The sequence below is a fragment of the Pseudomonas sp. RA_15y_Pfl2_54 genome (assembly GCF_963971015.1).
Taxonomy (GTDB): Bacteria; Pseudomonadota; Gammaproteobacteria; order Pseudomonadales; family Pseudomonadaceae; genus Aquipseudomonas; species Aquipseudomonas baetica_A.
In genome coordinates, this window is record NZ_CAXAPN010000032.1 from 16,528 (window position 1) to 40,221 (window position 23,694).

21 protein-coding genes are annotated in these 23,694 nt (G+C 60.1%); 5 read left to right on the forward strand and 16 right to left on the reverse strand.

The window, feature by feature from the left end:
• Positions 1 to 47: 47 nt before the first annotated feature.
• The 5 genes from ilvD to AACY50_RS21600 form a co-directional block, all read right to left on the reverse strand.
• On the reverse strand, positions 48 to 1,889 hold the full coding sequence (gene ilvD / locus AACY50_RS21580) for a dihydroxy-acid dehydratase (RefSeq protein ID WP_339430373.1): 1,842 nt from the start codon (positions 1,887 to 1,889) through the stop codon (positions 48 to 50).
• 258 nt (positions 1,890 to 2,147) lie between these two features.
• Positions 2,148 to 3,380, reverse strand: a complete 1,233-nt coding sequence (locus AACY50_RS21585) for an MFS transporter (RefSeq protein ID WP_339430372.1) — start codon at positions 3,378 to 3,380, stop codon at positions 2,148 to 2,150.
• Positions 3,373 to 4,350 carry a diiron oxygenase gene (locus AACY50_RS21590; protein WP_339464683.1) on the reverse strand — a complete coding sequence of 326 codons (978 nt, stop codon included), beginning with the start codon at positions 4,348 to 4,350 and terminating at the stop codon, positions 3,373 to 3,375. The genes AACY50_RS21585 and AACY50_RS21590 overlap by 8 nt, the downstream gene beginning before the upstream one ends.
• Complete coding sequence (locus AACY50_RS21595) at positions 4,347 to 5,420, reverse strand: SagB family peptide dehydrogenase (protein ID WP_339464700.1); 1,074 nt, start codon at positions 5,418 to 5,420, stop codon at positions 4,347 to 4,349. The genes AACY50_RS21590 and AACY50_RS21595 overlap by 4 nt, the downstream gene beginning before the upstream one ends.
• A 453-nt stretch (positions 5,421 to 5,873) precedes the next feature.
• Positions 5,874 to 7,070 (reverse strand): class I SAM-dependent rRNA methyltransferase, encoded by a 1,197-nt coding sequence (locus tag AACY50_RS21600; RefSeq protein ID WP_339430370.1) that lies wholly within the window; start codon positions 7,068 to 7,070, stop codon positions 5,874 to 5,876.
• A 300-nt stretch (positions 7,071 to 7,370) separates the two neighbouring features.
• Here AACY50_RS21600 and AACY50_RS21605 point away from each other — a divergent pair, with 300 nt between their 5' ends.
• From AACY50_RS21605 to AACY50_RS21615, 3 genes are all read left to right on the forward strand, one after another.
• A complete protein-coding gene (locus AACY50_RS21605; protein WP_339430498.1) occupies positions 7,371 to 8,183 on the forward strand; it encodes an HDOD domain-containing protein in 813 nt (270 codons plus the stop codon).
• 12 nt (positions 8,184 to 8,195) lie between these two features.
• Positions 8,196 to 9,008: a bifunctional DNA-formamidopyrimidine glycosylase/DNA-(apurinic or apyrimidinic site) lyase gene (mutM, locus tag AACY50_RS21610; protein WP_034153682.1), complete on the forward strand. Its 813-nt coding sequence runs from the start codon at positions 8,196 to 8,198 to the stop codon at positions 9,006 to 9,008.
• A gap of 69 nt (positions 9,009 to 9,077) precedes the next feature.
• The gene (locus AACY50_RS21615; RefSeq protein ID WP_339539161.1) at positions 9,078 to 9,401 is read left to right on the forward strand and encodes a multidrug transporter; all 324 of its coding nucleotides are present in this window, start codon (positions 9,078 to 9,080) and stop codon (positions 9,399 to 9,401) included.
• A gap of 132 nt (positions 9,402 to 9,533) precedes the next feature.
• On the opposite strand, the gene AACY50_RS21620 is transcribed toward AACY50_RS21615, so the two are convergent.
• From AACY50_RS21620 to AACY50_RS21640, 5 genes are all read right to left on the reverse strand, one after another.
• A complete protein-coding gene (locus tag AACY50_RS21620; protein ID WP_221732411.1) occupies positions 9,534 to 9,785 on the reverse strand; it encodes a YfhL family 4Fe-4S dicluster ferredoxin in 252 nt (83 codons plus the stop codon).
• A 102-nt stretch (positions 9,786 to 9,887) separates the two neighbouring features.
• Positions 9,888 to 10,367 (reverse strand): pantetheine-phosphate adenylyltransferase, encoded by a 480-nt coding sequence (coaD, locus tag AACY50_RS21625; protein WP_221732410.1) that lies wholly within the window; start codon positions 10,365 to 10,367, stop codon positions 9,888 to 9,890.
• A 115-nt stretch (positions 10,368 to 10,482) separates the two neighbouring features.
• The gene (locus tag AACY50_RS21630) at positions 10,483 to 12,078 is read right to left on the reverse strand and encodes a GMC family oxidoreductase (protein WP_339430368.1); all 1,596 of its coding nucleotides are present in this window, start codon (positions 12,076 to 12,078) and stop codon (positions 10,483 to 10,485) included.
• Positions 12,079 to 12,195: 117 nt separating this feature from the next.
• Positions 12,196 to 12,741, reverse strand: a complete 546-nt coding sequence (locus AACY50_RS21635) for a twin-arginine translocation pathway signal protein (protein WP_339430367.1) — start codon at positions 12,739 to 12,741, stop codon at positions 12,196 to 12,198.
• Between the two features lie 32 nt (positions 12,742 to 12,773).
• Complete coding sequence (locus tag AACY50_RS21640; protein WP_339539162.1) at positions 12,774 to 14,204, reverse strand: coniferyl aldehyde dehydrogenase; 1,431 nt, start codon at positions 14,202 to 14,204, stop codon at positions 12,774 to 12,776.
• Positions 14,205 to 14,350: 146 nt separating this feature from the next.
• On the opposite strand from AACY50_RS21640, the gene AACY50_RS21645 reads away from it, so the two are divergent.
• Both AACY50_RS21645 and AACY50_RS21650 read left to right on the forward strand, forming a co-directional pair.
• The gene (locus AACY50_RS21645; protein ID WP_221732406.1) at positions 14,351 to 15,022 is read left to right on the forward strand and encodes a TetR/AcrR family transcriptional regulator; all 672 of its coding nucleotides are present in this window, start codon (positions 14,351 to 14,353) and stop codon (positions 15,020 to 15,022) included.
• A gap of 31 nt (positions 15,023 to 15,053) precedes the next feature.
• The gene (locus tag AACY50_RS21650) at positions 15,054 to 15,908 is read left to right on the forward strand and encodes a sulfurtransferase (RefSeq protein WP_339464684.1); all 855 of its coding nucleotides are present in this window, start codon (positions 15,054 to 15,056) and stop codon (positions 15,906 to 15,908) included.
• A 37-nt stretch (positions 15,909 to 15,945) separates the two neighbouring features.
• On the opposite strand, the gene AACY50_RS21655 is transcribed toward AACY50_RS21650, so the two are convergent.
• The 6 genes from AACY50_RS21655 to AACY50_RS21680 all read right to left on the reverse strand — a co-directional run bounded on the left by AACY50_RS21655 (position 15,946) and on the right by AACY50_RS21680 (position 23,414).
• A complete protein-coding gene (locus AACY50_RS21655; protein ID WP_339464685.1) occupies positions 15,946 to 16,953 on the reverse strand; it encodes a hydrolase in 1,008 nt (335 codons plus the stop codon).
• 88 nt (positions 16,954 to 17,041) lie between these two features.
• The gene (locus AACY50_RS21660) at positions 17,042 to 18,526 is read right to left on the reverse strand and encodes a M16 family metallopeptidase (RefSeq protein WP_339430363.1); all 1,485 of its coding nucleotides are present in this window, start codon (positions 18,524 to 18,526) and stop codon (positions 17,042 to 17,044) included.
• On the reverse strand, positions 18,523 to 19,863 hold the full coding sequence (locus AACY50_RS21665; protein WP_339495459.1) for a M16 family metallopeptidase: 1,341 nt from the start codon (positions 19,861 to 19,863) through the stop codon (positions 18,523 to 18,525). Before AACY50_RS21665 ends, AACY50_RS21660 begins: the two co-directional genes overlap by 4 nt.
• A gap of 113 nt (positions 19,864 to 19,976) precedes the next feature.
• Positions 19,977 to 20,579, reverse strand: a complete 603-nt coding sequence (rsmD, locus tag AACY50_RS21670) for a 16S rRNA (guanine(966)-N(2))-methyltransferase RsmD (RefSeq protein WP_221732401.1) — start codon at positions 20,577 to 20,579, stop codon at positions 19,977 to 19,979.
• Complete coding sequence (locus tag AACY50_RS21675; protein ID WP_339430361.1) at positions 20,579 to 22,066, reverse strand: M16 family metallopeptidase; 1,488 nt, start codon at positions 22,064 to 22,066, stop codon at positions 20,579 to 20,581. The genes rsmD and AACY50_RS21675 overlap by 1 nt, the downstream gene beginning before the upstream one ends.
• Complete coding sequence (locus tag AACY50_RS21680; RefSeq protein ID WP_339430360.1) at positions 22,059 to 23,414, reverse strand: M16 family metallopeptidase; 1,356 nt, start codon at positions 23,412 to 23,414, stop codon at positions 22,059 to 22,061. Before AACY50_RS21680 ends, AACY50_RS21675 begins: the two co-directional genes overlap by 8 nt.
• Positions 23,415 to 23,694: the final 280 nt, after the last annotated feature.

Here is a 23,694-nt window from a genome sequence, read left to right on the forward strand (position 1 = left end):
AAAATGCCTCGCACTTGGCGAGGCATTTTTGTTCCTGCGATTGACGCTTACAGCCCGTCAAGCATCGCCTTGTTACGCACAGCACCTTTGTCGGCACTGGTCGCCAGCAGGGCGTAAGCCTTGAGCGCGGTGGTCACTTTGCGTGGACGCACTTCCACAGGTTTCCAGCCTTTTTTGTCCTGCTCGACCCGGCGAGCCGCCAGTTCTTCGTCGCTGACCAACAGATTGATCGAGCGGTTCGGAATGTCGATCAGCACTTTGTCGCCATCGCGCACCAGACCGATCGCACCGCCAGCAGCGGCTTCTGGCGAAGCGTGGCCGATGGACAGGCCCGAAGTGCCGCCGGAGAATCGGCCGTCGGTGAGCAAGGCGCAGGCTTTGCCCAGGCCTTTGGATTTCAGGTACGAGGTCGGGTAGAGCATTTCCTGCATGCCCGGGCCGCCTTTCGGACCTTCGTAGCGAATGATGACGATGTCGCCTTCTTTCACTTCGTCGGCGAGGATGCCGCGCACGGCGCTGTCCTGGCTTTCGAAGATCTTCGCGTTGCCTTCAAACACATGGATCGACTCGTCGACACCGGCGGTTTTCACCACGCAGCCGTCCATCGCGATGTTGCCGTACAGCACGGCCAGGCCACCCTCTTTCGAGTAGGCGTGTTCGAAACTGCGGATGCAGCCATTTTCACGGTCGTCATCCAGGGTTTCCCAACGGGTCGACTGGCTGAACGCAGTCTGGGTTGGAATGCCCGCCGGGCCTGCCTTGAAGAAGTGGTGCACGGCCTCATCGGTGGTCTGGGTGATGTCCCACTTGGCGATGGCTTCTTCCATGCTGCGGCTGTGTACGGTCGGCAGATCGGTGTGCAACAGGCCGCCACGGGCCAGAGAACCGAGGATGCTGAAGATACCGCCGGCGCGGTGCACGTCTTCCATGTGGTACTTCTGGATGTTCGGCGCAACTTTGCACAGTTGTGGAACGCTGCGCGAAAGACGATCGATGTCGCGCAGGTCGAAATCGATCTCGGCTTCCTGAGCGGCTGCCAGCAAGTGCAGGATGGTGTTGGTCGAACCGCCCATGGCGATGTCGAGCATCATCGCGTTCTCGAACGCCTTGAAGTTGGCGATGTTGCGCGGCAATACCGCCTCATCGTTGTCGCCGTAGTAACGCTTGCACAACTCGACGATGGTGCGGCCGGCCTGCAGGAACAGTTGTTCGCGATCGCTGTGGGTGGCCAGGGTCGAACCGTTGCCCGGCAATGCCAGGCCCAGGGCTTCCACCAGGCAGTTCATCGAGTTGGCGGTAAACATGCCGGAGCAGGAACCGCAGGTCGGACAGGCGCTGCGCTCGTACTCGGCAACCTTCTCGTCAGAAGCGCTGGAGTCGGCGGCAATCACCATGGCGTCGACGAGGTCGAGGCCGTGGGACGCGAGTTTGGTTTTGCCGGCTTCCATCGGGCCGCCGGAAACGAAGATCACCGGAATGTTCAGGCGCAGGGCGGCCATCAGCATGCCCGGAGTGATCTTGTCGCAGTTGGAAATGCACACGATGGCGTCGGCACAGTGGGCGTTGACCATGTATTCGACGGAGTCGGCGATGATTTCACGGCTCGGCAGCGAATAGAGCATGCCGTCGTGACCCATGGCGATACCGTCATCCACCGCGATGGTGTTGAATTCTTTCGCTACGCCACCGGCGCGTTCGATCTCGCGAGCGACCAGTTGGCCCAGGTCTTTGAGGTGCACGTGGCCCGGCACGAACTGGGTGAACGAGTTGGCAATGGCGATGATCGGCTTTTTGAAGTCGTCATCTTTCATCCCGGTGGCGCGCCACAGTGCGCGGGCGCCGGCCATGTTGCGGCCGTGGGTGGATGTTTTCGAACGGTAATCAGGCATTGAAGCACTCCGGGCGGCTAATCAGGTATCAAAGGGGAAGTGAGCTTCTATTGACGTCTGGAACACCCGGTAATGGCCGTGTGTCTGGAAGTGGCCGATGACGTTGCGGGATCGCCGCTGGTCTCAGCCTGAGCTCATAAACCCGCCGGGGGATGAATGGCGATGAATCTGGCGATTCTACACCGCTGGCGTCTGGAGGGAATGGCGCAAAGTGTTGTTGCAGTGCCAGCGGCGGTTGCGGGATGACGACTGGCAGGATTATTCGCCATCCGGTTGCGCGGTCGTGTTGATCTTGAGCATGTTGGCGCGGCGGCTCACCCCCCTGTTCAACGCCAGAGCCACGCCACTGAGCAAAACAAAGCAGTAACCCAGCGTGGATTGCAGGTTGGCCGGGCTCAGGCTGATCAATGCACTGATTATTCCGCCGCAAATGAAAATGATCGTGCTGCCAGCCGAAGCCGACGTGCCGGCGTTTTCGGGAAACAGGCCCATGGCCCGCGAGGTGGCTGCCGGTCGTGCGATGGTGGTGCCGGCCGTGCAGATCAGCATCGGAATCAGAACGGTGGCTGGGGCCAGTGCATGGTTGGCCGCCAGATAAAGCATCACCAAACCTGACAGCAGGATCAGACTCAGCCCGGTGATGATCTGCCGGCCCGGCGTGATGCGTCGGTTCAGTACGGTGGCGATGATGCCACCGACGACATACGCAGCGCCGTACACCAGCAGGATCAGCGAAAAATCATAGGCCGACAGTTGCAGTTGATCCATGAAGATCAGTGGGGAAATCACGATAAAGGAGAAATGACAGGCGAATGCGAAGGCTGAAATCAGCCAGTAGCCGACAAAGTCGAAATCTCCCAGCACCCGTCGATAGGCCTTGAGGAAACCCGGGTGCGTGCCGCTGACGACAGGGCGAGTGTTCTCCAGAAACAGCCATGCCTTGATCAGCACCGTGGCGGACAGCGCGATGAACACCCCGAAACTGCCGCGCCAGCCAAGGGTGGCTTGCAGAAAGGTGCCGGCCAGCGGCGACACGGAGATAAAAATCCCGGTGGCGGTGACCATCAGAATACGCAAGCGATCACGCTCCTCGCCTTCGAACAGGTCCTGCACCAGTGCCTGGGACAGCACAAAACAGCCGCAACCCAGTGCCTGCACCACCCGGAATATCAGGAACAGCGTGTAGTCGCCGGTCAACACGCAACCGAGGGCGCCGAGCATCGATACGCTCATACCGGCGAGCAACAAGCCCTTGCGTCCGATCACATCGGATAGCGGGCCGATCAACAACTGGGCAAATGCGATGCCCACGGCGAACAGACTGATTGAAAGCGCGATGTCCGCCGGTGTGCTGCGGAAATGCGCCGCCAGTGCCGGAAATGATGGAAGCAGGACATCCAGTGGAAACACGCCCAGCAGCACCATGGCCAGTAAAAGGCCGACAGCCCCGCGACGCTGGCGTGTGATTACCGCGTACTTTCCGTTATCCATCGATCAGTCCTGCCTTGGCAAAAAGTGTCTGGTTATGGGGCGTTGCGAAAAATCCGGCCTTGCGCAGTGCATCCAGCGTAGCGATGGAGCCTGAACGTGCGCGCGCGCGGTTGGCCTGCACCGTTGCCATGCTGGCGACAATGTCCATCACGTCGCTGTCGGCAATGCCCGCACCGCGCAGGCTCTGTTGCAGCCAGCGTTCGTCGACCTCGAAGAAAAGCCCGATGATCTCCAGCAGCGTTCTGCTTGCAAACGTGCGCTGGCGACTGTTCATCGAAAGCCAGAAGTAATGGAACACTTCGGCAAAGTAGCGGCTGTGGCGGGCTTCGTCGGCCAGGTGATCGCGCAGCATGTCGTTCACGCTGGACACCAGACTGTCGCGACAGACGTCCAGCAGCTCCCGGGCAATGATGGTCTCCGAGACGAAGCCAAGCAGAAGCCATGCCAGTGCACGGTGCTTCTGCGGGGTGCGGACGATCAGTGCGTTCATGCGAGTGATCCGCTTCGGAATCGCCGGACGTGCGCTCATCCCGTAGAACCCGGCGATCTGCTCCGCGAGACGATTGGAGAACAACGCGTGGTAGCCCTCGTCGGTATAAAGTTGCAGCGCCGCGTGTTTCATTGGCAGAGGCACGTAGATAGGCAGTTCCCGATGAACGATGACCTCAACCGCGCGATTGACGATGCGATGTTCGAGCAGGGTGGTGTAATCGAGAAAGTGCACCAGATGGTTGGCCGTCAGTCGGTGTTGCACTTCGCGTCCGGCGGCCTCGATGGCCGGGTGGGCCAGATAAGGCAAAAAGGCCGGTGGAAACCAGTAGCGGGTTTGCAGTTGCTGCAGCACGTCGTCCGGCAATTGATAGTCGTGGGTACTGCTGCGTACCGAGGCGCGGCTGTCCCAATCCCCCAGGGTGAATTTAAGCGCCCATGACACCGGTACTTCGTTCGAATCCGGGATAGGGAGGGTCATGCTTGTACCTCGCGCAAGAGATCGCGCATTTCCTGGCACATCACCTGCCCGTTGCTTTCTCCGCAGCCAACAAAGAACAAAGGTTGTTCAGCGCTTCCCTCGATTTTGAGGAGCGTTTCGACCTGCTTGTCGGCAAATGCACCGGTCAACCAGGTGTTGAGACCCAGTGCTGTGGCGATCAGTTGAAAGGTCTGCGACAGATGACCCGCCTCAATGAATGCCATGCGATAGGCGCGTGAGTGCTCGTACTTCCACCAGAGCCGATCGAATCGAGCGGTGATGAACAATCCCAGCGGCAGGTTGTTGATGAAGTGCTGGCCGCCCAGCAAGTCGCCCAGCGCCGGTTGAGGCAAGGGATTGACCCGGCTAATGGTGTGTTCGGCAGGGTGGTAGGCGTAAATGCCGGGCTCCAGGTCGTCGACGTTGCGCACCAGCAGAAACCCTTCGCATGCATTCAGGCCACCACCGGACGGACTGCTGCGGCGTGCGCCAAGGTCTTGGGCAATGCTGTCGTCGCGATTGAGGTCGCGCTCATGGAGGTAACCGAGAGAAAGGTAAAGCAGGGTGCCGACGTCATCGAGCGTCATCGCTGCGCCGGTGTAGGAGCGACAGGTTTTGCGCTGGAGCAGTGCGTTACTCAGGCTGTCGTCGTTCAAACTGCGCGGGAGGGGCAAAGCGATGCGCTGTCCGGCCACATGCATGGGCCGGTCTGTTGCGGGAGCCGGGGTGGCCAATACTTCGTTGCAGTGCGCCAGATATAGCCTGGACCACTCATGAATATTCTGCGGGCTGTGTTCGCAGGGAATGTTTTGAGTGCCGATGTGATAGATCTTCGACAGTTCATCCCAACCCCATGGCGGGTTGTCTATTTTTGAAACGGTTAGAATGCCGGCGCTTAATAGTTGCGTGTCTATTATGTTGTGTGGGTCGAAGAGGTCTGGGTTGTTTATTAGTTGTGCAAGGCGGGTCGAATAGTTCAGGTCAAGTTCATGTTGGGTGTGCTCTTTGTAGTTCCAGACTATTTGTCCGGGCGAGCGCGGCAATATAAATAGATAAGGGTTTATGTGCATGGTATTCATTCACTCTGGATAAAGTCGAAAGGACGCCGCGTTGCCGGCACTCCACGGCGTCCTGACTCACTTAGCGGGCTTTAGGTGCAACCAGAAAAGCCAGGTTTGCGATTTTGTTGGTTTCCAGAGAAATGCTTTTCATGATGTGAACTCCTTGTTCGTTGATAGTTGAAGTCACCTCGTGGTGACAACTTCATAATAGTTTGTAATGGAATATTGGCAAGTGGATATTAAGTAGGAATGTTCCAGTAATTTTGTCGGAACTATCTTTAGCTGGAGTTGGACTTTGTAGGGTGTTTTTCAATAATTTAAGGGCGTAAGGAAATATCCTTCACGTTAGTAGGAAAGTCCGTGTAGGAAGTCGTGATTGTTGACGTAGAGGTGACGCAGAGTTCGCCAGGGGCAGGCGTAAAGCAAACGGGGAGCCTGCTGGCTCCCCGTCATCCGCATTGATCAGCTGTTAGGCAGCAGGCGGCAGGTGATGCTCTTGATGTAGCGGGTTTCGTTGATCGCCGGGTGTACCGGGTGATCCGGGCCTTGGCCGCCGCGCTCCAGCAACTGGATGTTGCGATCCAGGTGACGTGCACTGGTCAGCAGGATGTTTTGCAGGTCATCTTCCGGCAGGTGCATCGAGCACGAAGCGCTGACCAGGATGCCGTCCTTGTTGAGCAGGCGCATGGCTTGTTCGTTCAGGCGACGGTAGGCGCCTTCACCGTTTTTCATGTCTTTCTTGCGTTTGATGAACGCCGGCGGGTCGGCCACGATCACGTCGAAGCGTTCTTCACTGGCCTTGAGCTCTTTCAAGGCTTCGAAAACGTCACCTTCGATGCAGGTCATTTTGTCGGCGAAGCCGTTCAACGCGGCGTTGCGCTCGACACCGTCAAGGGCAAAGGCCGAGGCATCGACGCAGAACACTTCGCTGGCGCCGAACGCTGCAGCCTGCACGCCCCAGCCACCGATGTAGCTATAGAGGTCGAGGACGCGTTTGCCTTTGGCGTAAGGCGCCAGGCGTGCGCGGTTCATGCGGTGATCGTAGAACCAGCCGGTTTTCTGGCCTTGAATGACCGGGGCTTCGAACTTCACGCCGTTCTCTTCCAGTGCCACCCACTCCGGCACCAGGCCGAATACCGTTTCGACGTAGCGGTTGAGGCCTTCGGCGTCACGGGCGGCGGAGTCGTTCTTGAACAGAATGCCGCTTGGCTTGAGCACTTGAGTCAGTGCGGCGATCACGTCCTCTTTATGCGCTTCCATGGTCGCCGAGGCGATCTGCACGACCAGGATGTCGCCGAAACGGTCGACCACCAGGCCTGGGAGCAGGTCGGAATCGCCGTAGACCAACCGATAGAACGGCTTGTCGAACAGACGCTCGCGCAGGGACAGAGCCACGTTCAGGCGGTGCACCAGCAGCGATTTGTCCAGTGCTACCTTGATGTCGCGCGACAGCAGTCGGGCGCAGATCAGGTTGTTCGGGCTCATTGCCACGATGCCCAGCGGCTTGCCACCCGCCGCTTCGAGGATGGCCTGATCGCCGGCATTGAAGCCATGCAGTGGCGTGGCGGTCACGTCGATTTCGTTGCTGTAGACCCACAAGTGACCGGCGCGCAGGCGACGGTCGGCGTTGGCTTTGAGGCGCAAGCTAGGCAGGGACATGACGTCGCTCCGGAAAAAAGAGCGGGAGTATACCGTGTTGCGAGTTATGTCGGGTTTGATGAGCGATGAAACGCCGATGCGCCTTCGAGAGCCGCGAATTTGCCACCGAGCGGGTTTCGATTATCCGGTCGGTATCAAAAAGTCCGAAGCCAGGGCTTGAATGAAAGTTCCTGACAAATGCCCACCGAGGTGTCGTCTTGCGGTTTTTAAGCGTTAGAATCGCCGCCTGTCCCAGAGTGTGTACTTATGTCCCAAGAGCTGACCACCGAACAGATTCAACAATCCCTGCAAGGCATCAGCGTGCCCGCGCAGCCGCAGATCATGGTGGATCTGCAAATGGAGCAGTACATGCCCGATCCGGACCTGGAGGTGATCGCCAGACTGATCTCCCAGGATCCCGGCCTGTCCGGCTCGCTGCTGAAAATTGTCAACTCGCCGTATTACGGCTTGAGCAACAAGATCACTTCGATCCAGCGCGCGGTGAATCTGCTGGGCAGCCGTTCGATCGTCAATCTGATCAACGCGCAGTCGATCAAGGGCGAGCTGAACGACGACACCATCGTCACGCTCAATCGTTTCTGGGATACCGCCCAGGATGTGGCGATGACTTGCCTGACGCTGGCCAAGCGCATCGGCATTCAGGCCAGTGACGAGGCCTATGCCTTGGGCCTGTTTCACGATTGCGGTGTGCCGTTGATGCTGCAGCGCTTCCCCCATTACATGTCGGTACTGGAAAAGGCTTACGCCAATGCCAGTGCCGAATGTCGGGTGGTGGACACTGAAAACAGAGAGTTCAACACCAATCATGCGGTGGTCGGTTATTACACCGCCAAATCCTGGCGTCTGCCGGAGCATGTCAGCGCGTCAATCGCCAATCACCACAATGCCTTGGCGATCTTCAGGGATGAGTCGTCGCACGACAATCAGATGAAAAACCTGCTGGCGATCCTCAAGATGGCCGAGCACATCTGCGCTTCGTACCGGGTGCTGGGCAACCAGACCGAAGACTACGAGTGGGAAAGCATCGGTCCGATGATTCTCGATTACATGGGGCTGTCGGACTACGACTTCGAAACGCTCAAACAAACGATCCGCGACCTCGGCGCGCGTTGATTCGAGGACACCATGCCTGAACTGCCCGAAGTCGAAACCACCCGCCGGGGCATTGCCCCGCACCTGGAGGGCCAGCGCGTCAGCCGGGTGATCGTGCGTGACCGCCGGCTGCGCTGGCCGATTCCCGAAGACCTCGATGTGCGCCTGTCCGGGCAGCGCATCGTGTTGGTCGAGCGGCGGGCCAAGTATCTGCTGATCAATGCCGAAGTCGGCACGTTGATCAGCCATTTGGGCATGTCAGGCAATTTGCGCCTGGTCGAGGTCGGTTTGCCGGCGCTCAAGCACGAGCATGTCGATATCGAGCTGGAGTCGGGCCTGGCCTTGCGCTACACCGATCCACGGCGTTTCGGCGCGATGCTGTGGAGCAACGATCCGCTCAATCACGAGTTGCTGATTCGTCTCGGGCCTGAGCCCTTGACCGATCTGTTCGATGGCGAGCGGCTGTTCCAGTTGTCACGCGGGCGTTCGATGGCGGTCAAGCCGTTCATCATGGACAACGCGGTGGTGGTCGGGGTCGGCAATATTTACGCGACCGAAGCGCTGTTTGCCGCAGGGATCGACCCGCGCCGCGAGGCCGGTGGCATATCCCGTGGGCGTTATCTGAAACTGGCGATCGAGATCAAACGCATCCTCGCCGCCGCCATCGAACGTGGCGGTACCACGTTGCGCGATTTCATCGGCGGTGACGGGCAGCCGGGCTATTTCCAGCAGGAACTGTTTGTCTATGGTCGCGGCGGTGAACACTGCAAGGTCTGCGGCACCGGGCTGCGTGAAGTGAAGCTTGGTCAGCGTGCCAGTGTTTTCTGTCCGCGCTGCCAGACCTGAAGCAGGAAGCTGAAAAAATCCCACGGTCTATAGTGAGTTGTCTCACTGTTCAGCCCGAAGGATCGTGCCATGAAATCCTCGCAAGTGCTCCTTGTCGCATTGCTGCTGTGTTCCAGCCTGGCTGTTCAAGCCACGGAAAACGGCAGCGGTGATCCGCGCTACACCCTCCAGAACCCATCGGCCTACGCCATGATCGGCGACTTGCTGATTGCCCGACCTTTGTTGGTCGTGGCGACGGTCATCGGGGCGGGCGTGTTTGTTGTGTCGTTGCCGTTTACCGCGCTGGGTGGCGGGATAGGCGATGCAGGGCAGGCGTTGGTGGTTGATCCGGCAAAAGCGGCGTTTGTGCGGTGTCTGGGGTGTACGGGGGAGGGGTTTGAGCAGCGCGAGTGAGGTGTTCTGAATTCGGCGCGGTTGTTGATGGTCCTTTCGCGAGCAAGCCCGCTCTCACCTTTGGAATGCATTCCAGTGCGGGAGCGGGCTAGCTCGCGAAGAGGCCCGAAGAAACGCTACAAAGCGGTCAGATCAGGCCTTGCCGGTGATCTTGTTGTACTTCTCCATCAACTGTTCTTGAGTTTCAGGATGGGCTTCGTCCAGTGGAATGCAATCCACCGGGCAAACCTGCTGGCACTGCGGTTCGTCGTAGTGGCCGACGCACTGGGTGCACAGGTTCGGGTCGATCACGTAGATCTCCTCGCCTTGGGAAATCGCGGCGTTTGGGCACTCGGGTTCGCAGACGTCGCAGTTGATGCAATCGTCGGTGATGATCAGGGACATGCTCACTCCAGCCGGGGCGGCAGGCCCGGGCGCTATAAATCAATGCGCGCAATTGTGCCGCATTGGCGCCCGCAGTGCACGCGGGCGCCGTTTGAACGGTCGTTACTTCTTGAAGCGCAGGGTCAGGGCGTCTGCCACGGCTGGGTGGACGAACTTGCTGATATCGCCGCCCAACGCGGCGATTTCGCGCACCAGCGTCGAAGAAATGAATGAATAACGCTCGGACGGGGTGAGAAACAGGCTCTCCACATCCGGGGCCAATTGACGGTTCATGTTGGCCAGCTGGAATTCGTATTCGAAGTCCGACACCGCACGCAAACCACGCAGGAACACATTGGCGTTCTTCTCTTTGGCGAAATGCGCCAGCAACGTCGAGAAGCCGACCACTTCTACGTTCGGCAGGTGTTTGGTGACCTCGCGAGCCAGTTCGACCCGTTGTTCCAGCGGGAACAGCGGGTTCTTCTTCGGGCTGGCAGCGACAGCAATGATCACATGGTCGAACAGGCGCGAGGCGCGTTCGACCAGATCGCCATGGCCCTTGGTAATAGGGTCGAAGGTACCTGGGTACAACACTCGGTTCATCGCGTCGTCCTGGCGGGAGTCCGTTGGGGAGTCGGATGGTATCGCAGCCGTCCCGGTCGGCCAAGTCGCCTGTTGGGTAAGAAAGCACTATAGACGATGGGAATGATCCGGTTTTTCATGGGTTTTTCAGTCGATCGGCGAGGGACGTCGCCAATTGTGCCGTCAGCCCGTATACCGACAACTGCGGGTTGGCGCCGATGCTGGTGGGGAACAGCGAGCCGTCGTGAATCGACAGATTGGTGAGCTGATGATGACGGCCAAGGCTATCGGCGACGGCGGTTTTCGGCTCTTCGCCCATCGCACAGCCGCCCATGACGTGGGCGCTGCCCAACCGTGTGCGATACAGCTCAAGGCGCAAGCCATCGATCAACGTACGGGCCTCGGCTAGGGTCTTCACATAACGCGCGTCGGCGTGCATCGGCATCACCGCTTTGGCGCCGCCGGCGAACTGGATCTCGGCCATGCTGTGGAAGGCCCGGCGCAACCCCTCCCAGGCATAGGGCGAGACTTGATAGTCGAGCACTGGCGAGCCGTCGCCCCGCAGCTCTACGTTGCCGCCGCTGCTGTCGGGGTGAAACCCATCGCGAAGCAGCGCCAGCGTGACGTGGGTATGTGGCAGATCGGCCATGCGCTGCGCGTTGTCCTGACCAAAACCGCCGAGCAGGGTGGCCGCGAGCGCCGGTTGCAGCGGCGGCACTTCGAGTTTGTAGCCCATGGGGCCGGTGACGCCGTCCTTCCACTGGAAATGGTCGGAATAAATCGACTGCGGCGCGCCGTAGAACGGGTTGATGACGTCATCGAAGCGCCCGGCGGACATGTTCACCAAATGCAGGAATGTGCGTTTGCCCAAGGTTTTGTGTGGGTCTGGCGCGTCTGAACGCAGCAGCAGCGCCGGACTGTTGATGCCGCCGCCGGCGAGCACGTAATGCCGTGCCTTGACCGTGATGGAGCGCCCGGTCGGTTCGACGCAACGCTCGTCCATGGCGACGCATTGCAGGGCGAAAACCTTGTCGCCGGTGATCAACAGCTTTTGCACGCGGGCCAGATAAAGCAGCTCTCCGCCCTTTTCCAGGGTGGCCGGAATGGTCGTGACCATCATCGATTGCTTGGCGTTGGTCGGGCAGCCCATGCCGCAGTAACCGAGGTTCCAGCAGCCGCGCACGTTGCGTGGAATAACGTGCCAGCTATAACCGAGCTGTTCACAGCCTTTACGGATCACGTCGTTGTTGGCGTTGGGCGGAATCAGCCACGGAGCGACGCCGAGACGCTGTTCCATTTTTTCGAACCATGGCGCCATCTCGGCCGGACTGTGGCCTTTGACGCTGTGTTCTTTGGCCCAATGTTCGAGGGTCGGTTCTGGGGTGCGAAAGCTCGATGTCCAGTTGATCAGCGTGGTACCGCCGACCGCCCGGCCTTGCAGGATAGTGATCGCGCCGTCCTTGCTCATGCGGCCAATGCCTTCCTGATAGAGGCTGCTGTAGGCCTTGTCTTCAAGCATTTTGAAATCGGAACTGGTTTTCAGCGGGCCTTCTTCGATCAGCAACACTTTATAGCCGGCGGCGCTGAGGATTTCTGCCGTGGTACCACCGCCAGCGCCGCTACCGATGATCGCGACATCGGTTTCGAGGGTCAGGTCGTCCGTGAGTTGTGCGCCGTTGTAGGTTTTCCAGCCTCGGGCGAGGCCTTCGCGGAACGGGTCGGGTACTGGCATGTTCAGGCTCTCTTGTTTTTGTTGTTCCAGCGGGCCCCTTCGCGAGCAAGCTCGCTTGCACATTGAAATGCAGTCCTCGGTGGCAGCGGGCTTGCCCGCGAAGGGCGCGTCTTGGGTTCAGACAGTCGGCGGGCCGGGATAACCGCAATGCGCCCAGGACTCGGCGCGGGTGTACCAGGCCATCATCACCATTTGCTGAAGCGAGCTGTGGCCCATGCGCAACAGGCTCAACGCGCTGTTTTTCCACCGGTCGAGGAAGTGGCGCATTGCTTCAGGGCTGGCGTTTTCCCAGCTGCCCCAGATGCCGGTGAGGGGCCCGCGCGTCACGGCCATGCCCAGCACGTCGAACAACTGCCGGGTGAGCTTGAGCATTTCCGGCGACAGGTGATCGAGGCTGTAGTCCAGCGACTGGAGCGTGCCGTCGACCGCGCCGGGCATCTTCTCGACGGCCACGGCGCCGTCGAGCATTACCGGAATCAATGCGCGCAGAAACAAAAGATCGCCATCGCGCAAAACAGTGAAACCCTGGGCCGGGACGCTCGACGAACAACCACTGAGGCTGGCGCCGAGCCCGGCAGTGGCGAGAAACGCGGTGGCGCCGAGGCTGAATTTCAGCAGGCCACGGCGCGACAGGGCAGGTGTTTCAGTCAGGCTTGGGTGCATTGTTTTTATTACCCGGCGGCGATGACGAATGATTAGCGGATGAACAGTTTCTGAATCAGTTTCTGAATGGATTTTCCGTACGGTGGGTAAATCAGTCTGGCGGCGTTGAAACGCTGTTTGATCAGTACGCCTTTGGCTTTGCTGAACGTCAGAAAGCCTTCGCGACCGTGGTAGTGACCCATGCCCGAAGCGCCGATGCCGCCGAATGGCATGTCATCCTGAGCCACATGCAGCAAGGTATCGTTCAGGCACACACCACCCGAATGGGTTTCGTGCAGCACGCGGTTCTGTTCGCGTTTGTCGTAGCCAAAGTAGTAAAGAGCCAGAGGTCGTGGCCGCTGATTGATGTAAGCCAATGCCTGCTCCAGATCCTGATACGGCACGATCGGCAGCAACGGCCCGAAAATTTCGTCCTGCATCACGGTCATCTCGTCGCTGACATTGAGCAGCACGCTGTGTGGCATGCGGCGACCCTGGCCTTGGTCGAACAACGGAATCAACAGGGCGCCCTTGCTGGTGGCATCGCTGATGTATCCGTTGAGCCGCGCCAATTGGCGATCGTTGATGATTGCGGTGTAGTCCGGGTTGTCGGCGAGGGTTGGATAAAAGCCCTGCACGGCCTGGCGATAGGCTTCGACGAACGCGCCGACGCGGTCTTGCGGCACCAGCACGTAATCCGGGGCCACGCAGGTCTGGCCGGCGTTGAGGGTTTTGCCGAAGGCAATGCGTTCGGCCGCATCCTTCAACGGTACGTCACGGGAGACAATGGCCGGGGACTTGCCGCCCAGTTCCAGGGTGACCGGGGTGAGGTTTTGCGCTGCCGCGCGCATCACCTGCTTGCCGATGCTGGTGGCGCCGGTAAACAGCAGATGATCAAAGCGCAAACGGGAAAACGCCACGCCGATATCTGCTTCGCCGAGCACCACGCACACCAGATCCTCGGGGAAGATTCGCGCCAGCAATGCCTTGAGCAACAGCCCGGTGGCTGGCGTCGATTCGCTGAGCTTGAGCATCACCCGGTTGCCCGCCGCCAGTGCGCCGACCAACGGGCCGATGGCCAGATACAGCGGGTAATTCCACGGAACGATGACGCCAACCACGCCCAGCGGCTGATACACGACTTTCGCCGAGGCGGGCTGGAAGGCCAGGCCGACCTTGCGCCGCGAGGCTTTCATCCAGCCCTTGAGGTGGCGGCTGGCGTAGTGAATGCCGTGCAGGCTGGGCATCAATTCGGCCAGCAGGGTCTCGTCGGCGCTGCGGTGGCTGAAGTCGGCACTGATCGCCTCGATCAAGGCCTGACGTTCATCGCTCAGCACATCGCGCAGGGCCTTGAGCCATTGCTGGCGCTGGGCAGCAGGCGGCATCGGGTTGGCGGCATACGCGGCCCGTTGCGCGTTGAACTGCCGATCAAGCGCTTCCAGTGGCTGTTGCAGCGTTTGCAGGTAGGCTATATCGGCAGTCATAGTGGGCTCCGGAATTATTGTAATGGGGCAATTTTTAGAGTCTGTACTCTAGAAAGTCAAATGGCTTCCTTGTGCAGCTTTGTTTTATCCATTTCCGGATAGGTCGTAAGATGCCCGTCACCGCACTCTGAATTAAAGCTCAAGCCATGGCCCCACGAATAAAAACCAGCGAACGTATCGTGCTGAACAGCCTCGAACTGTTCAATCAACAGGGCGAGCGCAGCATCAGCACCAATCATATTGCTGCTCACATGGAGATTTCTCCGGGCAACCTGTACTACCACTTCCCCAACAAGCAGGCGATCATCGCCGTGTTGTTCAGTGAGTACGAAAGCCTTGTGGACAGCTTCCTGCGCCCACCTCAGGGACGCGCCGCGACGGTCGAAGACAAGCGCTTCTATCTCAAGGAGCTGCTGTCGGCGATGTGGCGTTACCGTTTTCTGCACCGCGATCTTGAGCATTTGCTCGACAGCGATCCGGAACTGGCGGCCCGTTATCGACGCTTTTCCCAGCGCTGCGTGATTCAAGGCGCGGCGATCTACGAGGGTTTCGTGGCCGCCGGGATCCTCGACATGGACCGTGTGCAGATTGAATCGCTGACCCTCAATGCCTGGATCATCCTGACGTCCTGGGTACGCTTTCTGTGCACCACCCGTGAGAACTCCAACCACCTCAGCGAGCAAGCCATCAAACGTGGCGTGTATCAGGTGTTGGTGCTGGAAGCCGGGTTTGTCACCGAGCAGGCGCGCGATCAGGTCAATGCACTGTTCGAAGAATTCTACGTACCGCTGGCCCAGGCCCTTGAGGACGTGAAGTAAACCGTTCTGTCGAATTCCACAGGAGCCCGTTATGTCGATTGCGCAACTGATCAGCCCTACCGCACTGGATGTCCGCAAGGAGCAGCCGGGGCTGGTGATTCTCGATTGTCGTTTTGCCCTCGATGACCCGGACTACGGTCAGCGCAGCTACGCCGAGGGGCACATTGCCGGAGCGAGTTTCGCCGATCTTGAGCGTGACCTCAGCGGCAAAGTGGTCAAGGGTGTGACGGGCCGGCATCCGTTGCCTGCGCCTGCGGCGCTGGTCGAGCGTCTGCAAGCCTGGGGCATCAACGCTGACAGCGACGTGGTTTTGTACGACGACGGCCCGGGTGCCTATGCGGCCCGAGCGTGGTGGTTGCTGGCGTGGCTGGGCAAGCGTGATGGCGTGTTCATTCTCGATGGCGGGCTCAAGGCCTGGCACGCGGCGGGTCTGCCGCTGAGCCTGGATGCACCGACCACTGTCCGTGGCAGTTTCAGCGGCCAGCCGGACACGACCTTACTGCTCAGCGCCGAGCAATTGCAGCAGCGGCTCGGTCAACCGACGCTGACCCTTCTTGACGCCCGGGCCTTGCCGCGTTTCAAGGGTGAAGTCGAGCCTATCGACCCGATTGCCGGGCACATTCCCGGCGCGCAATGTGCAGCGTTTACCGACAATCTGGGTGGTGACGGTCGGTTCCTGCCGGCCGATCAACTCAAGCAGCGCTTTGCCGCCAGGCTTGGCGAGCGTTCGCCGTCGGCACTGGTCGCGTATTGCGGCTCGGGCGTGACGGCGTGTCACAACCTGTTCGCGCTGTGCCTGGCGGGTTATCCGTTGGGGGCGTTGTATGCCGGTTCGTGGAGCGAGTGGATCAACGAGCCTTCGCGTGGAATCGCTACCGGCGAGTAATTACCACGCCCTTCCTTGTGGGGGCGAGCCTGATCAATCATGACGTCAGGCCCGCCAGCCACTGCGGGATGCGCCTTTCCAGATAATAGCCGGGCTGGCGCAACGAGCCCTCGACGAATCCGACGTGACCGCCGCGAGCCAGCAATTGGAATTCAGTCGTCGCCGACAGTTCACTGGCTTGCGGCAGACTATGCGGGAACACGAACGGATCGTCCGCCGCTTGAATGATCAGGGTCGGTGTGCGGATCTCGCCGAGAAAGTAACGGCTCGACGCGCGGCGATAGTAATCCTCGGCATCGGTGAACCCGTGCAGTGGCGCGGTCACCCGGCCATCGAAATCCCAGAACGTGCGCATGTTTTCCAGCGAGCCGAGCGCCGCCAGTGCGGCCATACCGTCCTCGCGTCCGTCGTGCTGGAATTGCCTTTGCTTGTTCTTGATGTAGGCGACCATCTCGCGCATGAAGTGCGCCTGATAGACCCTGGAAAAACCCTGGCCGATACGATCGGCGCATTGGTCGAGGCGAAACGGCACCGACACGGCCACCGCACCACACACACCGCTGGTGTTGCCGGTTTCCCCGAGGTGCTTGAGCAACACATTGCCGCCCAGGGAATAACCGACCGCATACAGCGGCGCCAGTGGTCGTTTGGCGCGCAGGTGCCGAATGGTTTCGGCGAGGTCCTCGCTGGCACCGGAGTGGTAACTGCGCGGCAGCAGATTCGGTTCGCCTGAGCAGCCGCGCCAGTTCAGGGCGACACTGGCCCAGCCTTGCGCGGCGAGCGCGGCTTGAAGGCCGGCAACGTATGGCGAGTTCGAGGAACCGGTCAGCCCGTGCAGCACCAATACCAACGGAGCTTTGGCACTGTGAGGGCCGTGCCAGTCGAGGTCGAGGAAATCGCCATCTTCAAGCCACAGGCGTTCACGCTGGCGATCAAGATGAACGGTTTTACGCCACAACGGACCCCACAGGGTTTGCAGGTGTGGATTGCCCAGGCCAAAGGCCGGACGGAAACGAAGGGCGGGGGAAGGTGAACGTGGTTGCACGGCAAATCTCGACTAGGTCTTGCGCAAAGCAGCAGACGCCGGTCGTCTGCTGCTTTTCAATTTAAAACCTAACTTGCCACAAAGCCTGCTACGGCGCGACACATGCACTGGAAGATGTGCCGGGCGGTGTGGCCGGTGGTGCAGGCAACGGCTGCTGATCGACGGTTGCACCGATCGTCACCACGCGCCACTGATCGGCAGCCAGGTGTCGGTTCAGCGCCTCTTTGATTTGCTTGAGCGTCAGGCGTTGCACCTGCTGGGCGATGTAATCGATGTCGAGTGGCAGATCATGGCGATTGATGTCCACCAATTGCTTGAGTATTTGTTTGTTGCTGGCGCTGTCCAGGGCGACCATGTTGGTCACTCTAAGCTTGATCTGGTCGAGCTCTTGTTGCGTCGGGCCGTCGCGCAGATAGTCGCGGAACATTGATCGGGTCAACGCCAGAATGCCTGCGCTCAATGACGGGCTGACTTGCAGGGAAATTGTCATCAAGCCCGCGCTGGCCCAGTGACTGTTTTGTGAATGCACGTCGTACACCAACCCGCGCCTTTCCCGTAGTTCGTTCATCAGTCGGCTGTTTGCCGTGCCACCAAAAATCAGGTTGGCCGCGTACAGCGCGGCATAGTCCGGATGCTGGCGCGACACACCGAGCTGGCCCAGTATCAACGAGGTCTGGGTCAGTGGCTGTTCCTCATGGAAGGTCCGTTTGGTGCCCAGCGGTCTTAGCGCAGGCATCGGCGTAGCCCCCGTGCCCGCAGGCATGACCGGTAATGCGTGGCTGACTTGCAGGCTGATGGCTTTTGCCTGGTCCAGCGTCAGGTCACCGACCAGGGTGATCTGTGCATGACTGGCGCCGTAGAAACGTTGGTGGAAGTCTTTGACTGCCTGGCGGCTCAGCGACTGCAAGCCTTGATCCGTGCCATAGAACGGCAGCGAATAGGGGCTGCCCGGGGCAAGCAATGCCTTGACCGACTGCTCGGATGAATTGCCTGCCTGCTCCGACCTGAACAGGAGGTGGTCACGCAGTTCGTTTTTTACCCTCTGCAAGGCCTCGTCGGTCAGCAACGGTTCGCCGAGTATCTGAGTAAACAGGTGCAGTGCCGGGGTGCTTTTTTGAGCATCGCTCAAGCTGCGCAACACCAGGTTGGCACGTTCGTGATCGATCGTCATTTCGAGCTGCGCACCGAGGCCGTCGAAGGTTTCGACGATGGCAGGCAAGTCTTTGCCTGGCACGCCTTCGTTAAGCATGCCAAACGTGGCGGCGGCGAGCCCCGGCGTGCCGCCGTCCCGCGCACTGCCCGCCGCGAAGCTGACATGCAGATCGAACATCGGTAATGCCGTGGTGCGGATGAACAACACCTTGGTGCCGGTCAGGGTCTTCCAGCCCTTGATGGACAGCCCCCGTGGCGTGGCCGGATCAGAAACCGGCACCCGGAGAGACTCCAGGCGTGGCGCGGGGAAGTTTGCCGGCGCAACAATCGAAGTGTCTGCAAACGTTCGGGCGCCGCACAGACAGGCGATCAGGCCGAGACCTGACAATGCGACCCAGGTAGGCCAACGGTAGTCGTTCATGGGCGGGTCTCCTTGAACACATGCGCAACACTCAGGCGTTCGCGGGTCAAAAAGGTCATGGCGGCCTGCTGTATATCAGTGGGTGTCACCTGTGCCAGCTCGTCCGCATCCTGATCCAGCAACTGCCAGGGTTGGCCGATACTCTGCAATGCGGCTAACCCCTGGGCCTGCTCTACGATGGAGTCTTGCGCGTAGATCTGCCGGGCAATCAACTGAGTGCGGGCACGTTCCAGCTCATCGGCGGCTGGCGGGCTGGTTCGCAATTCTTCGATCATTTGCCAGACTCGCTTTTCGGCAGCCTCAAGATCGTCAGGGTGGGCGCTGGCAAGATTGGCGGTCAGCAATAGCAGGCTGTCACCGCGTGTGAGGGTGTCGTAAGAGGTTGCCACCTCGCTGAACAACTGCTCGGTAAATTGCAGGCGCTTTTGCAGGCGTGCACTGTTGGCACCACCCAGCAATGTGTCGATCAGGCGCAGAGCGTGCACGGTTCGCCGATTTTCGGCGGTGACCAACCCCGGCACATTAAAGGTCATGATCAGTTGGGGGGCGGGGACGGGCAGATGCAGGATCAGTCTGCGCTCGCCGGGCTGTTTCAGCTCCGTGGGCCTTAACGCGCCCGGAACGGCTCTTGCTTGCAGATGGCCAAAGTAACGCTGCGCCAACTGCTTGACCTGATCGAGCGTCACGTCACCGACAACGACCAGCGTGGCGTTGCCGGGCGCATAGCGGGTTTCATACCAATGGCGCAGATCGCTGGCATTGAGTTGGTTCAGGTCATGCATCCAGCCAATAGTCGGCGTGCGATAGCTGCTGGCCAAATGCGTCACGGCGGTGAGACGCTCAAGTGCCAGGCCGCTGGGGTCGTCTTCGGTTCGCGAACGCCGTTCTTCGCGAATCACCGCCAGTTCCGGGGTCAGGTCTTCATCGCGCAGGTGTGCAGTTGACATCAGATCGGCCATCAGCTCGAACGCAACACCCAGGTACCTGGGGGTCAGGGTTTGGTGATAGGCGGTGACATCTTTGCTGGTGAAAGCGTTTTCCCGGGCGCCGAGCGATTGCAGAATCGCTGTGGCCTCGCCGGCGCAAGTCTTGCTGCTGCCTTTGTAGAGCATGTGTTCGAGCGTGTGGGAGAGCCCGCTCTGGCCCGGTGCTTCGTCGGCGGAACCGACTTTGAACCAGAGTTGTGAGGTCACCAGCGGCGCGCGATGATCTTCGCGCACGAGCACCTTAAGGCCATTGTCCAGAGTGAAGTGGTGAGTCGGTGGGGGCGGGGCGGCCAGGGACATCAGGGGCGCCAGGCAAAGAAAGAGCAGCATCCGGCTGCAAAATGTGTCCATACGTGAATCGTCCTCAGTGGTTAACGCAGATTGCGGCAACCACTGTGGCGAGATTCGGAGGGGGCTGTGCGGTATCTATTTATCGCAGATCAGCTAACGCATGTTGCTTGTGATCAGGCGCTGCGTTGCCACAGCGCGTAATAGACACGGCCGGATTTCTGCTCGCGGTGCAGACGCCAGTTGGCCGGCAGGCCGAGGGTCGACGGCGCCGTTTCGCTTTCGGTGTACACCCAGGCGTCGTCGGCCAGCCACTGACGCTCTTCCAGCAGCGTGCAGACGGCGGGCAGCAGGTTCTGATTGAACGGCGGGTCGAGGAATACCAGGTCGAAAGCGCTGGCGGTCTGGGTTTCCAGATAACGCAGGGCGTCGGCCGTCTGCACCTGTCCGTTGGTGCAGCGCAGGGTGCCGAGGTGTTCCTTGAGGCTGGATACCGCGATATTGCTCGCATCCAGCGCCTGCCCCATGGCGGCGCCACGGGACAGGGCTTCGAGAAACAGCGCACCACTGCCGGCGAACGGGTCGAGGACCTTGGCCCCCTCCACATAGGGCGCCAGCCAGTTGAACAGCGTTTCACGCACGCGATCCGGCGTCGGGCGCAGGCCTGGCGCGTCGGGAAAGCTCAGCTTGCGGCTGCGCCACTGGCCGCCAATGATGCGTAGCTGGTTCACGCCGTTGTGGACGTTGTGGGCGGGTTTTTTAGGTGCTCGAGTGGCCATTAATGCTCCGGAACCCCGAGCGGTTGCTCGGCAGGTTTATCAGAAGGGGCCGGTAACGGCTTTTGCGGCACGGTCGGGCCAGCGGTGACGATGACCATTTTATCCGTGCTCAGGTGTTTGTTCAGGGCGTCGCGCACTTGCTCCACCGTCAGGCTCTGCGACTGACGCATGAAGTCGTCCAGATAGCTCAGCGGCAGATTATAGAAGCCCATCGCGCCAAGTTGGCCGACGATATCGGCATTGCTCGCGGTAGACAGCGGGAAGCTGCCGGCCAGTTCGCGTTTGGCGTCGTCGAGCTCTTTCTGGGTCGGGCCGGTTTTCAGATAGTCGGCGAGGACGTCCTGCACCAGTTTCAGGGTGCCCTCGCTCATTTCTGCGCGGGTCTGCAGGTTGATCATGAACGGGCCACGGGCCTGCATCGGGCTGAAACCCGAGTAGACGCCATAAGTCAGGCCACGTTTCTCGCGGACTTCACTCATCAATCGAGTACCGAAACCACCCCCACCGAGGATCTGATTGCCCATCGACAGCGCCGCGTAGTCCGGATCGTCACGGTCGATGCCCAGTTGCGCGAGCATCAGGTTGGTTTGTTTGGACGGGAACTCGATGTGGCTGATGCTGGCCTTCGGTTCCTGCGGCTGAGCGATTTTCGCCAGCGCCGGGCCTTTGGGCAGGGCGGCGCTAACCTGATTGGCAATGGCCTCGGCGTCAGCGCGGGACAAGTCCCCGACCAGCGCGATCACCACGTTGCCAGCGGCGTAGGCCTTGGCATGGAATTCACGCAATTGCGCGAGGGTGATCTGCGGGACGCTCTGCGCATTGCCGTCGCTCGAATGAGCGTACGGGTGATCGCCGTATAGACGCTTCATCAGTTCCAGGCTGGCGAGTTTGCCGGGGTTCTGTTTCTGGTACTCGAAACCGGCCAGCATCTGGTTTTTGATGCGCGCGAACGAGTCGGCAGGGAAGGTCGGCTTGCCCACCACTTGCGAGAACAGCTTCAGGGCCGGCTCGCGCTTGTCGGCAGCACTCAGGCTGCGCAGCGAGGCCAGCGCCATGTCCTTGAAGGCGCCGTTGCCGAAATCAGCCCCCAGCCCTTCAAAGCCTTGCGCAATGGCGCCGACGTCCTTGCCGGCGACACCTTCGTTGAGCATGGCGTTGGTCAGCACCGCCAAACCCGGTGTGTTGCCGTCCTGGCTGCTGCCAGCGGCGAAGATCAGGCGCATGTCGAACATCGGCAGTTCATGCGCCTCGACGAACAGCACCTTGGCACCTTCGGCAGTGTTCCAGGTTTGCACGTCGAGTTTGCGGCTGGCCGGGGCTTTGCCGTCGAGTTCGGTCAGCGATTGCAGCTTTTGGCTGGTCCTGGCCTTGTCCAGCGCTTCGCTGGCGTCGGTTTTAGCGCCGGGCGTCAGGACAAACGCCGCAGAGCCGATTACCGCGATGGCGATCAGACCGAGCAACAGGCGTGGGGGTTTACGCTCACTCATGAGTCGTCTCCAGAGGCAGGACGTGGGCGACGCTGAGACGTTCGCGGGTGAAATACAGCTTGGCGGCGTTCTGGATGTCTTGCGGGGTCACGCTTTCCAGGTCGGCGAGTTCAGTGTCCATCAGTTTCCACGACAGACCGACCGTTTCAAGCTGGCCGATGGCGGTGGCTTGGCTGGTGATCGAATCCCGCTCGTAGACCAGACCGGCAATCACTTGCGCACGTACGCGTTCCAGTTCTTCGACGGTCGGCGCGGTGGTTTTCAGTTGTTCCAGCAGTTTCCAGAGACCGGCCTCGGCTTGGGCGATGGTTTTTTTCTTCTGGGTGTTCGGCGTGGCCGACAGGGTGAACAGGCTGTCGCCACGGGTGTAGGCGTCGTAGCTCGACGACCCGCCGGACACCAATTCTTCGCCACGCTCCAGTTGCGTTGGAATGCGCCCACTGTAACCGCCGTCAAGCAGCGCCGAGATCAGGCGCAGGGCATTGACCGAGCGTTTGTCTTCAGTCGTGGCGATGCTTGGCACGTTGAAGCCGAGCATCAGGCTAGGCAGTTGGGTCTGCACATGCAGGGTGATCTGGCGTTCGCCGGGTTCTGCCAGTTCCAGCGGTTTTTTTGCCGGTGGCACGTCGCGCCTGGCGATTGGCCCGAAGTAGCGCTGGGCGAGGGTTTTCACTTCGTCAGGGGTGACGTCACCGACCACCACCAGCGTGGCGTTGTTCGGCACGTACCAGGATTGGTACCAGTGACGCAGCTCTTCGACCTTCATCCGGTCCAGATCAGCCATCCAGCCGATGGTCGGCGTGTGATAACCGCTGGCCGGGTAAGCCATCGCCTTGTAGCGCTCGTAAGCCTTGGACATCGGCTTGTCATCGGTGCGCAGGCGGCGCTCTTCCTTGATGACTTCGATTTCCTTGGCGAACTCGTCGGCCGGCAGGCGCAAGTTGGCCATGCGGTCGGCTTCCAGCTCAAAGGCGACGCCCAGACGATCGCGGGCCAACACTTGGTAATAAGCGGTGAAGTCGTCGCTGGTGAACGCGTTCTCTTCGGCGCCGAGGTCGCGCAGGATCAGCGAAGCTTCGCCGGGGCCGACTTTCTCACTGCCCTTGAACATCATGTGCTCAAGGGCGTGGGACAGGCCGGTCTGGCCCGGGGTTTCGTAGCTGGAACCCACCTTGTACCAGACCTGCGACACCACTACCGGCGCGCGATGGTCTTCGCGAACGACGACCTTGAGGCCGTTGTCGAGGGTGAATTCGTGGGTCGGTTGCGGGTCGGCCGCCAGGGCCGAAAGAGGCAGGCAGACTGTGCTGAGCAGCAGGCCAGCAGCGCGGCGGGCTAGAGCATTCATTCGTTTTTTAACCTGTTGGGCTGCCCGCTTGGTCTTAGCCTAGGCGGGCGAGGAGGTGCTAGGATACTGATCCGTTTTACTGGCGACCACGCCTATCAGGTTTTCAGGCCTGATCCGGCTGCATGGGTTTGCGGCAGAAAGCTGCGGTGTATCGACTAAACTACGCTTTTTCGCCGATTTTGCCGGTTTAGTCCTTCGTTAATACGATTCTTTGGGGTGCCGCTGGTGCCTCGACAAAATGTTGCGCGTGAACAAGCTGGGTGAAACACAGTCTGTTCTG

Bases quoted from the DNA above. Each gene is read 5' to 3' on its own strand.
- ilvD (WP_339430373.1), bottom strand. From the start codon at position 1,889: ATGCCTGATTACCGTTCGAAAACATCCACCCACGGCCGCAACATGGCC.
- AACY50_RS21585 (WP_339430372.1), bottom strand. From the start codon at position 3,380: ATGGATAACGGAAAGTACGCGGTAATCACACGCCAGCGTCGCGGGGCT.
- AACY50_RS21590 (WP_339464683.1), bottom strand. From the start codon at position 4,350: ATGACCCTCCCTATCCCGGATTCGAACGAAGTACCGGTGTCATGGGCG.
- AACY50_RS21595 (WP_339464700.1), bottom strand. From the start codon at position 5,420: ATGCACATAAACCCTTATCTATTTATATTGCCGCGCTCGCCCGGACAA.
- AACY50_RS21600 (WP_339430370.1), bottom strand. From the start codon at position 7,070: ATGTCCCTGCCTAGCTTGCGCCTCAAAGCCAACGCCGACCGTCGCCTG.
- mutM (WP_034153682.1), top strand. From the start codon at position 8,196: ATGCCTGAACTGCCCGAAGTCGAAACCACCCGCCGGGGCATTGCCCCG.
- AACY50_RS21615 (WP_339539161.1), top strand. From the start codon at position 9,078: ATGAAATCCTCGCAAGTGCTCCTTGTCGCATTGCTGCTGTGTTCCAGC.
- AACY50_RS21620 (WP_221732411.1), bottom strand. From the start codon at position 9,785: ATGTCCCTGATCATCACCGACGATTGCATCAACTGCGACGTCTGCGAA.
- coaD (WP_221732410.1), bottom strand. From the start codon at position 10,367: ATGAACCGAGTGTTGTACCCAGGTACCTTCGACCCTATTACCAAGGGC.
- AACY50_RS21630 (WP_339430368.1), bottom strand. From the start codon at position 12,078: ATGCCAGTACCCGACCCGTTCCGCGAAGGCCTCGCCCGAGGCTGGAAA.
- AACY50_RS21635 (WP_339430367.1), bottom strand. From the start codon at position 12,741: ATGCACCCAAGCCTGACTGAAACACCTGCCCTGTCGCGCCGTGGCCTG.
- AACY50_RS21640 (WP_339539162.1), bottom strand. From the start codon at position 14,204: ATGACTGCCGATATAGCCTACCTGCAAACGCTGCAACAGCCACTGGAA.
- AACY50_RS21645 (WP_221732406.1), top strand. From the start codon at position 14,351: ATGGCCCCACGAATAAAAACCAGCGAACGTATCGTGCTGAACAGCCTC.
- AACY50_RS21650 (WP_339464684.1), top strand. From the start codon at position 15,054: ATGTCGATTGCGCAACTGATCAGCCCTACCGCACTGGATGTCCGCAAG.
- AACY50_RS21660 (WP_339430363.1), bottom strand. From the start codon at position 18,526: ATGAACGACTACCGTTGGCCTACCTGGGTCGCATTGTCAGGTCTCGGC.
- AACY50_RS21665 (WP_339495459.1), bottom strand. From the start codon at position 19,863: ATGGACACATTTTGCAGCCGGATGCTGCTCTTTCTTTGCCTGGCGCCC.
- rsmD (WP_221732401.1), bottom strand. From the start codon at position 20,579: ATGGCCACTCGAGCACCTAAAAAACCCGCCCACAACGTCCACAACGGC.
- AACY50_RS21675 (WP_339430361.1), bottom strand. From the start codon at position 22,066: ATGAGTGAGCGTAAACCCCCACGCCTGTTGCTCGGTCTGATCGCCATC.
- AACY50_RS21680 (WP_339430360.1), bottom strand. From the start codon at position 23,414: ATGAATGCTCTAGCCCGCCGCGCTGCTGGCCTGCTGCTCAGCACAGTC.